This window comes from Amaricoccus macauensis, from assembly GCF_014201905.1.
In the GTDB taxonomy this organism is placed as follows: domain Bacteria; phylum Pseudomonadota; class Alphaproteobacteria; order Rhodobacterales; family Rhodobacteraceae; genus Amaricoccus; species Amaricoccus macauensis.
Genome location: NZ_JACHFM010000001.1, coordinates 862,407 through 875,405 on the forward strand (window position 1 = coordinate 862,407; position 12,999 = coordinate 875,405).

Sequence of the window (12,999 nt, forward strand, 5' to 3'; positions counted from 1 at the left end):
AGCCCGCGGCTCAGGGCCGCGGGTCCCGCTCCGATCTCTGCCGATGCATCTCGCCGATCCATTCACGTTCGATCCGGTTTTCCAGCCACAGTCCGATCAGGACGCCGGCAACGAAGCCGCCAAGGTGCGCCTGCCACGCAAGCATCCCGCCGAGCCCGTAGTAGAGCGCCACATTGAGGCCCGCGAGCACCAGCACCCGTCGCAGCACCGGCGAGGTCGAGCGTTGCGCCCGCTGATGCCGCCGCCAGTCCCAGACGATCCAGACCCCGAGGAAGCCGAAGACAGCGCCCGAGGCACCGACCATCGGATAGGCCGGGCTCGCCAGCAGTTTGAACGCCGCGCCACCAGCAATCGCGCAGAGCAGGAACACCGGGAGCACCGTCCCTGCCCCGTAGCGGTCGCCGACGAACCGGCCGATCGCGAGCAGGATCGTCATGTTCATGATCATGTGAAGCATCGAGCCGTGCAGGAAGGCGTGGCTGATGTACATGGTCAGCGGCTGCAGCCCGAAGATCTGTCCGGCGGGCGCGCCGCAGAGCCGGGCGAACGGCGTATCCGGCCCGAGCTGCGACCAGAACGCACCAGCGCACATGGCCCGACTCCGCAGCGTCGGATCCGATATCCAGCCTGCGTCAGACAGGCTCAGCACGATCTCGATCACCGCGATGACCGCGACGAGCACGAGAAGCGACCGCGGCAGCGGCCCGCGCGGATCCGGTACGGGCTTCACGACGGGCCGAGGAATGGAGAGCAGGTGCGCATGGTCGTCGTTATGCCTGTCCGGGACGCGCACCGCCAGCCCCTCGCGGGCTGGACAGCGGCGACCGGCGCGCGCAAGCTTGAGAAGTGACCTCGGGGGAGATCTGATCATGCGCGCCGAGATCGACGACAGCGTCAACGTCCTGGGCGGTCCGCTCAAGGCTTGCTCCTACGACCCGCGGACCGGCTTCTTCCGGGACGGCTGCTGCAACACCGGGCCGGAAGACCGCGGGCGCCACACGGTATGCGTGCGGGTGACCGAGGACTTTCTGGCCTTCTCGCGCGCCCACGGCAACGATCTGTCGACACCGAGACCGGAGTACGGCTTTTCCGGCCTGCGCCCCGGAGATCGCTGGTGCCTCTGCGCGGCCCGCTGGCTACAGGCGCTCGAAGCCGGCGCGGCGCCGAAGGTCATCCTCGCGAGCACCCACCGCGCCACGCTCGAAATCGTGCCGCTCGAAGTTCTCAGCGCCTACGCCATGCCTGCCCGAGGCGCGGCCCGGCAGTAATGATGCCGGCAGTCGTGATGCCGGCAGCCGTGATGATTGTCTGAAAAGTCAGGGGCGGCGTAATGGCCGGCCCGGCGACCGGTCAGGACGCCTGTTGCTCCACATAGCGGCTCAGCACGGCGCGCACACGCGGGTCGCCCGCGAGGCGGTCGGGATCCCACAGGCGCAGCGCGTCCTTCGACGTCAGGCGTTCGCCGATAGCCTCATGCAGCACATCCGCCAGGCAGGGACCGCGCATCGGGTCCATTCCGCGAGCGATCAACCTTTCGTTGATCCGTGCGTCAGTCGCGAGAACGACGATCTTCCGGTCCTGCGTGTGCATGTGCGTCCTCCCAAGGCGTCTTTTGCTTGTGAGACAACCATAGCTCAACTTTCACCTTCATCACAGTGCGACGTTTCCTCGCGGCATTCCTGCCCCGGTGCTGCGCGCGAGAGTGTTCGCAATTCATTCCGAAAAGCATGACTTTTTTCCGGATTCAACGGTTCATCGACGACATTTAGTTGCGGTTTGGTCCCCTGAAATGTTCGTTATCGTCTCCGATTTCACCGCGCCGCCTGCCCATCTCTGGCCGGTGCCAGGGCGGGTCTGATGTCGGCGGAGCGAATCACCCGCCCTCGCACCTGCAGCATCAGCGCGAGGTATCGGCGGTTTTGCGACGTTTCATGCCGGGAATCCGACGATTCCTTCGACCTTGGTCGCATGGACTCGCCTCGTCCCCGGGGAGGCGCCTGACCATCCAGCAGCGTCCGTGCCGCCACCCCGCGGAGCGCGAGCAGCAAGGGTACCCCGCGGAGTCCAAAGGCCGGGTCCGGCTCCGCCGACGGGTGAGGCGCACTTCACCGCAGGCCCGTTGGCCGTGGGATGGTCAAGTATTCGCGCAGAATTCTGGTCTTTCTGCGACTATGCAGGACCGTGTTGCGTCGATGACAATGATCCGTATCGACTAGTTCTCCAGAATAAACCACTCGTGCGAGCTTTTGACTTCCGCACCGACTTACGGATGCAACTCCCGGGAACACAACTCCCACGTGCAGTCGCGAGCCCGGACAGCAGATGCCGGGCCGTGCCTTCCTACACGTCGAGTTCGTCGTCCGCGACGAACCGGGCGTTTTCCTGAATGTACTGGAAGCGCAGTTCCGGCCGCTTGCCCATCAGCCGCTCCACCAGATCGCCGGTTTCGCCCTCGTCCTCGGCGATCGTGACCTTGATGAGCGTCCGGGTCGCCGGGCTCATCGTCGTCTCGCGGAGCTGCGCGGGCATCATCTCGCCGAGACCCTTGAAGCGGGAGACGTCGATCTTGCCACGCCCGCCGATCCCCCGTGCCATCAGAGCCGCCTTCTCCGCGTCGTCGCGCGCGTAGACCGAGCGCGCGCCCTGGGTGAGGCGGTAGAGCGGCGGTGCGGCGAGGTAGAGGTGGCCGCGGTCGATCAGCGGCCGCATCTGGGTGAAGAAGAACGTCATCAGCAGCGAGGCGATGTGCGCCCCGTCCACGTCGGCGTCCGTCATGATGACGATCTTCTCGTAGCGCAGATCCTCGACCGAGAATCGCGACCCGGCCTGGACGCCCATGGCGAGTGCGAGATCGGAGAGTTCTTGATTCTGCATGAGTTTCGAGGACGCCGCCCCGAGCACGTTCAGGATCTTGCCCCGGAGCGGCAGCACGGCCTGGGTCTTGCGGTCCCGTGCCTGCTTTGCCGAGCCGCCCGCCGAATCGCCCTCGACGAGGAAGAGCTCCGACCCTTCCCGGCTCGCACCGGAGCAGTCCGCGAGCTTGCCCGGCAGACGGAGCTTCTTCACCGCGGTCTTGCGCTGGGTCTCCTTCTCGGCCCTGCGCCGCGCCCGCTCCTCGGCCTTCAGCACCAGATAGTCGAGGATCGCCCCGGCGGTCTTCGTGTCTGTCGCCAGCCAGTGATCGAACCGGTCACGGACGGCGTTTTCCACCAGCCGCGCGGCTTCCTGTGTCGCGAGGCGGTCCTTGGTCTGCCCGACGAACTCGGGCTCGCGGATGAAGACCGAGATCATCGCCGAGCCGCCCGCCATGACGTCGTCGCGCTGGATCTGGCTGGCCTTGCGGTTGCCGGCCAGCTCGCCGTAGGCGCGGACGCCCTTGAGGATCGCCGCCCAGAAACCGGCCTCGTGCGTGCCGCCCTCGGGGGTGGGGATGGTGTTGCAGTAGGACGATACGAACGGCTCGCGCTGCGGTGTCCAGTTGATCGCCCATTCGACCGAGCCGACGGTATCCGCGCCGAAGCGCTCCGCGAACTCCACCTTTCCCGCGAATGCCTTCTCCGCATAGCAGTCCGCGCCGTCCAGCCGCTCGGCAAGATAGTCGGCGAGGCCGCCGGGGAAGTGGAAGACCGCCGTCTCGGGCGTGTCGTCGCCCGAGGGGATGCATTCCGGCGCGCACTTCCACCGGATCTCGACGCCGGAGAACAGGTAGGCCTTCGAGCGGACCATCTTCAGCATCCGCGCCGGCTTGAAGTGCGCCGCGGCGCCGAAGATCTCCGCGTCGGGGTGGAAGATCACCGTGGTGCCGCGACGGTTCGGCACCGCGCCGAGGCTTTCGAGGCCGCCCTGCGGGAGCCCGCGGCTGAAACTCTGCCGCCAGAGCTGGCGACTCCGCGCCACCTCGACGGTCAACCGGTCCGAGAGCGCGTTCACCACCGACACGCCGACGCCGTGCAGGCCGCCGGACGTCTGGTATGCCTTGCCGGAGAACTTGCCGCCGGCGTGCAGCGTGCAGAGGATCACCTCCAGCGCCGACTTGCCGGGGTACTTCGGGTGCGGGTCGACCGGGATGCCCCGGCCGTTGTCGCGGATCGTCACCGAAAAGTCCGCGTTCAGTTCCACCTCGATGCGGTTCGCGTGGCCGGCGACCGCCTCGTCCATGGAATTGTCGAGGACTTCCGCGACAAGGTGATGCAACGCCCGCTCGTCGGTGCCGCCGATGTACATGCCCGGGCGCTTGCGCACCGGCTCGAGTCCTTCGAGGACCTCGATCGAGCTTGCATCGTAACCGCCCGAGGCGGGGTCTTCACCGAAGAGATCGGGCGCGTGGACCATGGGGGCCTCTTGTTGGTCGCCCGCCAAGGATAGCGCGGGCCTGCTCCAGATCATCAATATCTGGAAACAGGCCCGCTGGCAAAGAGGCTCCGCGCGCTGCCTCCCGACTCAGGCAGCCCCGGCCATGACTGGCCGGCCGAGCCGCGCCTCAAGGTGTGCCGCGAGCCGGAGCGCCAGTGTCGCGACCGTGAAGGTGGGCGGCACCCCGCCCCCGGTCGCGAAGACCGAGCTGCCGGCCACGTAGAGGTTCGAGGTGCCGAAGACCCGGCAATCGGCGTCCACCACACCTTCCGACGGCGATGTCGCCATCCGGGTCGTGCCCATGTGGTGCCAGGTGGTGATGACGGACGAGTCCCAGCGCTCCGGCTCCCAGACGCCCGGATCGACGGTGGTGCGGCCATAGCCGCGGGCTTCGACCGCACGGCGGACCAGATCGAGCGCATGGCGATGCGTCTCGCGCTCCCGGTCGTGCCGTCGCCACGTCAGGTGGATTTTCGGCACCCCGTGACGGTCCGTGGCACCGATGAGCGCCACCCGATTCTCCCGATCCGGCATCGGCTCGATCACCGTCTCGATCTCGTAGCGCATGTGGGCGCCGCGCAGGTCGAGCTTGCGACCGAGGACATAGGCCGCCGTCGCCGGCGCGGCGGCGACCACGCGGGCGAGGCGGGTCGCGTCGATCTTCTCGTGCAACTCCCCCTTCAGCGCCTTCCAGACCTGCCGGGCATCCTCGAGCGTCAAGTCGCTCTGGCGGAAATAGGTGGCGACGAGCCCGGTGTAGCTCTGCAGCACCCCGGCCCGCGCCTGTTCGGGAAGCGTCGGCGAAAACGCCGCGCCGTGCCGGCCGCGCCGCGTCACCATCGAGCCTCCGCCATAGTGCCGCGCATCATAGAGCCGGGCAAACCCCGGGTCCTCATCGAGCAGCAGGTGGCGCATCCGCAGGCGCGGGTGGTCCATGAAGTAGCGCCCGACGAGGTCGCGGCCGTTGCCGATGCCGCCCGACGCGAGCATCAGGCGCGGGTTCTCGATGCCGCCGGCCGCGAGCACCACCATCTCGGCGCGCACGCGGAACGGGCCGGCCGGGCTCGTGCCCTCCACCGCTTCGATGGCATCGCTCGCCGGACAGCTGACGAGGCGCGTCACTGTTGCCTCGAGGATCACCTCGAGCCCCGGCGCCTGCGCGAGCTTCTCGCGGTGCACCCGGCCGACCGCCGTGGGCGGGCTCATGCCGAAGAAGATCGTGCGGAACGCCTCGCCACCGATCTCCGCCAGCCCGCGCAGGTCCACCGGAAGCTCGTCGAGCAGGTCGGCATCGGTTCGCGGCCCGACCACTTCGAGCAATTCCGCCGCCCGGTCGTAATGCGGCGCCAGATCCCGCTCGCCGATCGGCCAGCCCGCCATCCCGAGCCATGGCCGCGGGTCGAAATCATTCGCCGTCGCCGGCCGCGTCCAGCCGCCCCAGCAGTTCGAACTGCCGCCGAGCATCCGCGTGCGGGTGCCGGTCAGGCTGTAGCGCGGATCCCAGACTTCGCCGTCGTAAAGCTCCTGCGAGCGCCACGAGAACGTCTCGCGGCCACCCTCGAGCAGACAGACCCGCCGGCCGGCGGTCGCGAGCGACAGCGCGATCGCAATTCCTGCGACCCCACCGCCAACCACGCAGACGTCGGCCCATATCTCTCCGGCGCGGGCAAGCGCCCCAGCGTCCCCAATCATCTCACTCGCGCCTCTCTCTTGTGGTCGCGCTTACAACAGCACAAGATGTGCTTGTCGGGATGCGGCCAAATCGCTCAGGCCGATACTCCGTTGGGTCTAGGTCGTTTTACGCTGAATCAGCCGGAAGTGCGCTTGTCCGTGCCCGGGTGGGTGAGAGCGGCGCCAGTCAATTGTGGAAAGCAGTGTATGCCCTCGCGCTTTTCCAACGTCCTGCATGACCATCTTCCCATCGCCCCGTGGATGGCGGATCATACCTTGCGATTGCCGGGCACCGTGCCGGTCTCACTCGCCGACTGGCTGCAACGCGACGAGGCATTCGGCGGCCAGATGGCCCTGCGCGACTGGCTGATCGCTGAACGCCCGGCCGAGGTTCATGCGCTCGCGCCCGGCGCGCGTCGGGCGGCCGAGGAGCTTCTCGGCTTCGTCCTCTCACATCTCGCCGATGTCCCGGGCTACACCCGCGAGGGCGAGGTCGTGCGGCGGCCCGACGGCGTGCTCGTGCCGCTTGCCGGTCCGCCGATGCTCGTGGCCGGCCGGCTGGTGCAGGAAGACCTGCTGATCCTCGAAAGGCCCGAGGGCGGGCCTGAGCACCTGCTGACCGGTGCCGTGCTCTGCTTCCCCTCGAACTGGACGCTGTCGCAGAAGTTCGGGATGCCGCTCAGCCGCATCCACCTGCCGGTCGACGCCTACGACGAGGCGCTGGGGCGCCGGGTGCAGCGCATGTGCGACGCCATCCGCCCCGACGCGCCGGTCATGCGGGCGAACCTCAGCCCGTCTGCCCACGCGAACCTGCACAGCCCGCGCCCGGAATATTCCGACTACCGCCCCGGCCCGGGCGAGATGCGCTTCGTGCGGGTGGAGCGCCAGACCCTGCTGCGCCTGCCCGAGAGCCGCGCCATCGTCTTCTCGATCCACATCTATCAGCTCCCCCTCGACCGCCTGCCCGAGGCCGAGGCCGCGCGCCTGCGTGAGGTGCGCCCGGCGTGGTTCGCATGAAGGTCTTCGTTCTCACCGGTGCCGGCGTCTCGGCGGAAAGCGGGCTGGGCACCTTCCGCGACAAGGGCGGTCTCTGGGACGAGTTCGACCCGATGGAACTCGCGACGCCCGAGGCGTTCGAGCGCGACCCGGCGCGGGTCCACGCCTTCTACAACATGCGCCGCAGCGCCATGGTCGATGCCCTTCCCAACGCCGCCCACGCCGCGCTCGTGCGGCTGGAGGCGGGGCTCGAGGCGAAGGGTGGTGAGATTTTCCTCTGCACCCAGAACATCGACAACCTGCACGAGAAGGCCGGGAGCCGGCATGTCCACCACATGCACGGCGAGCTTCTCGTCGCCCGCTGCGGCTGGTGCCGCCGGCGCGAGGTCTGCACGGTCGGCCTCTCCGAGGAGACAATCTGCGAAGGGTGCTTGCGGACGGGCGGCATGCGCCCGGACGTGGTCTGGTTCGGCGAGATGCCGATTGGCCTCGACACGATCGCGGACGCGCTCCGCGACGCCGACCTCTTCGTCGCCATCGGCACGTCAGGCGCGGTCTACCCCGCCGCCGGCTACGTCGCCGAGGCCCGCGCCCTCGGGATCCCGACGGTCGAGCTGAACCTCGAGCCCTCCGACGTGGCGCGGGTCTTCGACAGCGGCCGCTACGGCCCGGCCACGGAAGTGATCCCGGCCTTCGTCGAGGAGCTGCTGGCGCGGGCGTAAGCCTCCCGCCTCAGTTCCCGAGAATTCCCGGCAGACGAAGCCCGTGCTCCCGCGCGCAGTCGAGCGCGATGTCGTAGCCTGCGTCCGCATGGCGCATGACGCCCGTGGCGGGGTCGTTCCAGAGCACCCGCTCGATGCGCTTCGCCGCCGCGTCGGTGCCGTCGCAGACGATCACCATGCCCGAATGCTGCGAGAAGCCCATCCCGACGCCGCCGCCGTGGTGCAGCGACACCCAGGTCGCCCCGCTGGCGCAGTTCAGGAGCGCGTTCAGGAGCGGCCAGTCGGAGACCGCGTCCGAGCCGTCCTGCATCGCCTCGGTCTCGCGGTTCGGGCTCGCCACCGAGCCCGAGTCGAGATGGTCGCGCCCGATCACCACCGGCGCCTTCAGCTCGCCGCTGCGCACCATCTCGTTGAACGCGAGCCCGAGCCGGTGCCGCTCGCCGAGGCCGACCCAGCAGATCCGCGCCGGCAGTCCCTGAAACGCGATGCGCTCCCGCGCCATGTCGAGCCACTGATGCAGGTGCGCGTCGTCGGGGATGAGCTCCTTCACCTTGGCGTCGGTCCGGTAGATGTCTTCCGGGTCGCCGGAGAGCGCGCACCAGCGGAACGGCCCGACGCCACGGCAGAACAGCGGCCGGATGTAGGCCGGAACGAAGCCCGGGAACGAGAAGGCATCCGCCAGCCCTTCCTCCAGCGCCATCTGGCGGATGTTGTTGCCATAGTCGACGGTCGGCACGCCGGCCTTCCAGAAGTCGACCATGGCGGCCACGTGCTCCTTCATCGACGCGCGTGCCGCCGCCTCCACGGCCTTCGGGTCGCTCTCGCGCCGGGTCCGCCATTCGGCCATCGTCCAGCCCTTCGGCAGATAGCCGTTGATCGGATCATGGGCGCTGGTCTGGTCGGTGACGATGTCCGGCCGGACGCCGCGCCGCACCAGTTCGGGGAAGATGTCCGCCGCGTTGCCGAGCAGGCCCACGGACTTCGCCTCGCCGGCGGCGGTCCAGCGCTCGATCATCGCGAGCGCCTCGTCGAGCGTCTCGGCCTTCTCGTCGAGATAGCGGGTACGCAGGCGGAAATCGATCGACTCCGGGTTGCACTCGACCGCGAGGCAGGATGCGCCGGCAAAGACGGCGGCCAGCGGCTGCGCGCCGCCCATGCCGCCGAGCCCGGCGGTCAGGATCCAGCGGCCCTTGAGATCACCGCCGTAGTGCCGCCGCCCGGCCTCGGCGAAGGTCTCGAAGGTGCCCTGAACGATGCCCTGCGAGCCGATGTAGATCCACGATCCGGCCGTCATCTGGCCGTACATCATCAGCCCCTTGCGATCGAGCTCGTGGAAGTGATCCCAGGTCGCCCAGTGCGGCACGAGGTTCGAGTTGGCGATGAGCACCCGCGGCGCGTCGGCGTGGGTGCGGAAGACGCCCACCGGCTTGCCCGACTGCACCAGCAGCGTCTCGTCATCGCCGAGTGTCTTCAGGGTCGCCACGATCCGGTCGAAATCCTCCCAGGTCCGCGCGGCGCGGCCAATGCCGCCGTAGACCACCAGCTCGTGCGGGTTCTCCGCCACATCCGGGTGCAGGTTGTTCATCAGCATCCGCATCGGGGCTTCAGTCAGCCAGCTCCGCGCGGTGATCTCCGGCCCGGTGGGCGGAAAGACGTCGCGGGTGTTCTTGCGTGGGTCAGACATTGCGGCCTCCGATATCGGCGGTCATCCCAGCCAGCGTTTCGAGAATACCCTTCAGGTGCGGCCGGAGCCGATCCGCTTTCGCGGGATCGAGAGTCCATGGCGCCGCCTCGGCCGCGAGGTGCGTCGCCTGCGCCAGCTCCATCTGCACCGCATGGACGCCGTTCTCCGGACGTCCGTAGTGCCGCGTCGTCCAGCCGCCCTTGAAACGGCCGTTCGCGACGTAAGTGAACCCTGAATCGCGGCACTGCGCCAGCACCGCCGCTTCCACCTCCGGCGCGCAGGAGGCGCCCTCCGCCGTGCCGATGTTGAGATCGGGCAGCACACCCTCGAAGAGGTAGGGGATGACGCTGCGGATCGAGTGGCAATCGTAGAGAATCGCCACGCCGTGCGCTGCCCTCACCCGCTCGATCTCGGCCGCGAGCGCCCGGTGATAGGGCGCATGAAACGCCTCCGTGCGCTCCGCCACCTCGATCGCGTCCGGCTCCGCGCCGTCGCGCCAGATCGGCCAGCCGTCAAAATCCGTGCGCGGCACCAGCCCGGTGGTGTTCTGGCCCGGATAGAGGCTCGCGTCGTCCGGGCCGCGGTTGGCGTCGATGAGATAGCGGTGGAAGACCGCGCGCACCGTGGTCGCGCCCGGCAGGAGCCCGGCATAGAGGTCGTGAATGTGCCAGTCGGTGTCCGCCAGCGCCTGTCCGAGCGGGTTCAGCCGCGCGAACACGTCATCGGGGAGCCACGTCCCGGTGTGCGGCAGTCCGAGGATCACCGGCCCGTCGCCACGGACGATCTCCACCAGCATCACGCGAGCTCCGGGAAGGCGGCGCCCGACGCCGCGAGGAGCGCCCCGTCGCGCACCAGCGTTGCCGCCGCTTCCAGATCGGGCGCGAGGTAGCGGTCTTCCCCGAGCGGCGGCACGTCTTCGCGCAGCCGCGCCAGCGCCGCCGCGAGCGGTGCGCTGGTCGCGAGCGGCGCGCGGAACTCCACGCCCTTCGCCGCGCAAAGCGTCTCGATCCCGAGGATCCGGTCGAGGTTCGCGACCATCGGCGTCAGCCGCCGGGCACCGTGCGCCGCCATGGACACATGATCTTCCTGATTGGCGCTCGTCGGCGTCGAGTCCGTCGAGCAGGGCGTCGCCAGATGCTTGTTCTCGCTCATGAGCGCGGCACTCGTGACCTCGGCGATCATGAAGCCGGAATTGAGCCCCGGGTTGGTGGCGAGAAACGGCGGCAGGTCGTGAGAGAGCGTCGGGTCGACCATCAGCGCCACGCGCCGCTGGGCGATCGCGCCGATCTCGGCCACCGCGAGCGCGATCACGTCCGCCGCGAAGGCCACCGGTTCCGCGTGGAAGTTGCCGCCCGAAACGATGGCGTCCTCGAGCACCAGCGGGTTGTCGGTGGCGGCGTTCGCCTCCACGACGAGCGTCGCCGCCGCCGAGCGCAGGAGGTCCATTGCCGCGCCCGTGACCTGGGGCTGGCAGCGGATGCAGTACGGATCCTGCACCCGGGTATCGCCCTCGCGGTGGCTCTCGCGGATTTCCGAGCCCGCCATGATCGCCCGCATCGCCGCCGCCGCCTCGATCTGCCCGCGATGCCCGCGCAGCGCGTGGATCTCGGGGCGAAGCGGCGCCGTCGATCCCATGATCGCGTCGGTCGAGAGGCAGGAGATGAGGAGCGCGTTCTGCGCCGCGCGCCACGCCCCGAAGAGGCCGGCGAGCGCCCAGGCGGTGGAAAACTGCGTGCCGTTGATGAGCGCGAGCCCTTCCTTCGCCGCCAGTTCCATCGGCGCGAGCCCGGCGGCGGCCAGCGCCTCGGCGCCGGGCAACCGCTGGCCCGCGACCTCTGCCTCGCCGGCGCCGAGCATCACCGCCGCCATGTGCGCGAGCGGCGCGAGATCGCCCGAGGCGCCGACCGAGCCCTGAATCGGCACGACCGGCACGACGCCACGCGCCAGCATCGCCTGAAGCTGCTCGACCAGCGCCCAGCGCACGCCCGAGGCGCCCCGACCGAGCGACACGAGCTTCAGCGCCATCATGAGGCGCACCACCGGCGCGGGCGTCGGCTCGCCGACACCCGAGCAGTGCGACAGGATCAGGTTGCGTTGCAGCCGCGCGGTGTCCGTGGCCTCGATGCGCACGCTCGCGAGTTTGCCGAAGCCGGTGTTGATGCCGTAGACCGGCGCCCCGGCCGCGACCACGTCCTCGACCCGCTTCGCCGCCGCCTCGATCGCCGGGCGCGCGTCGGGATCGAGCACCGCCTCGCCACCGCGCCAGACCGCTTCCAGTTCGGCAAGCGTCACGGCCCCGGGTACGAGAATCATTGCCCATCGCTCCCGATGATCCGCTCGGCGAGCGGGTTGAACCCCATGCGATACGCAAGCTCCGCCGGATGCGCGACGTCCCAGACCGCGAGATCCGCCCGGAGCCCCGGTGCGATCCTTCCCGCGTCGGTGAGCCCGAGCGCCCGCGCCGCCTCGCGCGTCGTTCCGGCCAGCACCTCCTCCGGCGTCATGCGGAAGCAGGTGCAGGCCATGTTCATCGCGAGAAGCAGCGACGTCAGGGGCGATGTGCCCGGATTGCAGTCGGTCGCCACCGCCATCGGCACACCCGCCGCACGCAGCGCCGCGACCGGGGGCGCCTGGGTTTCACGCAAGGCATAGTAGGCGCCGGGCAGCATCACCGCGACCGTCCCCGCCGCCGCCATCGCCGCGACCCCGTCGTCATCGAGGTATTCGAGGTGATCCGCCGAGAGTGCCGCGAAGTCCCGCGCCGCCATCGCCGTGCCGCCGAGATTCGAGAGCTGCTCCGAGTGGATTTTCACCGGAAGCCCCAGTTCGCGCGCAGCCGCGAACACCCGCGCCACTTGCGCCACGGAGAAGGCGATCCCCTCGCAGAACGCGTCGACCGCATCGACCAGCCCCTCCGCCGCCGCCGCGCGCAGCGTCGGGATGCAGACCTCGTCGATGTAGGCGTCGGGGTCGAGCCCATCCGGCGTGGCGTGGGCGCCGAGAAACGTCGTCTTCACCCGGACCGCCCGCTCGCGCCCCACGGCGCGGGCCACCCTTAGGACGCGCAGCTCGGTCTCGCGGTCGAGCCCGTAGCCCGACTTGATCTCGAGCGTCGCGACACCTTCGGCAATCAGCGCATCCGCCCGGCGTAGCGCCGTGGCGAGGAGTTCGGCCTCCGAGGCCCCCCGCGTCGCGCGCACCGTCGAGACGATGCCGCCGCCGGCGCGCGCCACCTCCTCGTAGCTCGCGCCCTCGAGGCGCATCTCGAATTCGCGCGCCCGATCGCCGCCAAAGACCAGATGGGTGTGGCAGTCGATGAGCGCCGGGGTGATCAGCCGCCCGCCCATGTCGCGCTCCGGCAAGCCGCCGCCCACCGCGCCGCGCTCGCCCACCGCCTCGACGCGGCCGCCACGGATCGCGACCGCGCCATCTCCGAGCAGCCCGTAGGCAGGGCCGCCGGGCTCCATCGTCGCCACCGTCGCGTTCACGAGGATTGCGTCCAAACGTTCGCCTCCCTTTGCGTTGCCCGGCATATTCGACTTAACTCGGGGCAGCCCGCAAGCAGGATACCGG

11 protein-coding genes are annotated in these 12,999 nt (G+C 69.4%); 3 read left to right on the forward strand and 8 right to left on the reverse strand.

All coding sequences use genetic code 11. The annotated features are described in order from the left end of the window. Positions 1 to 10 precede the first annotated feature (10 nt). Positions 11 to 793 carry a rhomboid family intramembrane serine protease gene (locus tag HNP73_RS23875; RefSeq protein ID WP_184147350.1) on the reverse strand — a complete coding sequence of 261 codons (783 nt, stop codon included), beginning with the start codon at positions 791 to 793 and terminating at the stop codon, positions 11 to 13. 76 nt (positions 794 to 869) lie between these two features. On the opposite strand from HNP73_RS23875, the gene HNP73_RS04190 reads away from it, so the two are divergent. Beyond that, the gene (locus HNP73_RS04190) at positions 870 to 1,268 is read left to right on the forward strand and encodes a DUF2237 family protein (protein ID WP_184147351.1); all 399 of its coding nucleotides are present in this window, start codon (positions 870 to 872) and stop codon (positions 1,266 to 1,268) included. Between the two features lie 82 nt (positions 1,269 to 1,350). Here the strand turns inward: HNP73_RS04190 and HNP73_RS04195 are convergent, their stop codons facing one another. The 3 genes from HNP73_RS04195 to HNP73_RS04205 form a co-directional block, all read right to left on the reverse strand. Further along, positions 1,351 to 1,590, reverse strand: coding sequence for a hypothetical protein (locus tag HNP73_RS04195; RefSeq protein WP_184147352.1), 240 nt, complete (start codon positions 1,588 to 1,590; stop codon positions 1,351 to 1,353). Between the two features lie 750 nt (positions 1,591 to 2,340). Next, positions 2,341 to 4,332 carry a DNA topoisomerase IV subunit B gene (gene parE, locus HNP73_RS04200; RefSeq protein WP_184147353.1) on the reverse strand — a complete coding sequence of 664 codons (1,992 nt, stop codon included), beginning with the start codon at positions 4,330 to 4,332 and terminating at the stop codon, positions 2,341 to 2,343. 108 nt (positions 4,333 to 4,440) lie between these two features. Continuing rightward, a complete protein-coding gene (locus HNP73_RS04205; RefSeq protein WP_184147354.1) occupies positions 4,441 to 6,045 on the reverse strand; it encodes an FAD-dependent oxidoreductase in 1,605 nt (534 codons plus the stop codon). 186 nt (positions 6,046 to 6,231) lie between these two features. Between HNP73_RS04205 and HNP73_RS04210 the strand changes: the two genes are divergently transcribed. After that, a complete protein-coding gene (locus HNP73_RS04210) occupies positions 6,232 to 7,041 on the forward strand; it encodes a heme-dependent oxidative N-demethylase family protein (protein WP_246399509.1) in 810 nt (269 codons plus the stop codon). Next, a complete protein-coding gene (locus HNP73_RS04215; RefSeq protein WP_184147355.1) occupies positions 7,038 to 7,742 on the forward strand; it encodes an NAD-dependent deacylase in 705 nt (234 codons plus the stop codon). Before HNP73_RS04210 ends, HNP73_RS04215 begins: the two co-directional genes overlap by 4 nt. A gap of 10 nt (positions 7,743 to 7,752) precedes the next feature. Here HNP73_RS04215 and hutU read toward each other — a convergent pair whose 3' ends face one another. Genes hutU through hutI form a run of 4 tightly spaced genes read right to left on the reverse strand, consistent with a single transcriptional unit; the run spans position 7,753 to position 12,893 of the window. Further along, on the reverse strand, positions 7,753 to 9,426 hold the full coding sequence (hutU, locus tag HNP73_RS04220; RefSeq protein WP_184147356.1) for a urocanate hydratase: 1,674 nt from the start codon (positions 9,424 to 9,426) through the stop codon (positions 7,753 to 7,755). Next, the gene (gene hutG, locus HNP73_RS04225) at positions 9,419 to 10,222 is read right to left on the reverse strand and encodes an N-formylglutamate deformylase (RefSeq protein ID WP_221288169.1); all 804 of its coding nucleotides are present in this window, start codon (positions 10,220 to 10,222) and stop codon (positions 9,419 to 9,421) included. Before hutG ends, hutU begins: the two co-directional genes overlap by 8 nt. Further along, on the reverse strand, positions 10,222 to 11,739 hold the full coding sequence (gene hutH / locus HNP73_RS04230) for a histidine ammonia-lyase (RefSeq protein ID WP_184147358.1): 1,518 nt from the start codon (positions 11,737 to 11,739) through the stop codon (positions 10,222 to 10,224). Before hutH ends, hutG begins: the two co-directional genes overlap by 1 nt. Next, complete coding sequence (gene hutI, locus HNP73_RS04235) at positions 11,736 to 12,893, reverse strand: imidazolonepropionase (RefSeq protein WP_246399639.1); 1,158 nt, start codon at positions 12,891 to 12,893, stop codon at positions 11,736 to 11,738. The genes hutH and hutI overlap by 4 nt, the downstream gene beginning before the upstream one ends. Between the last annotated feature and the right edge of the window lie 106 nt (positions 12,894 to 12,999).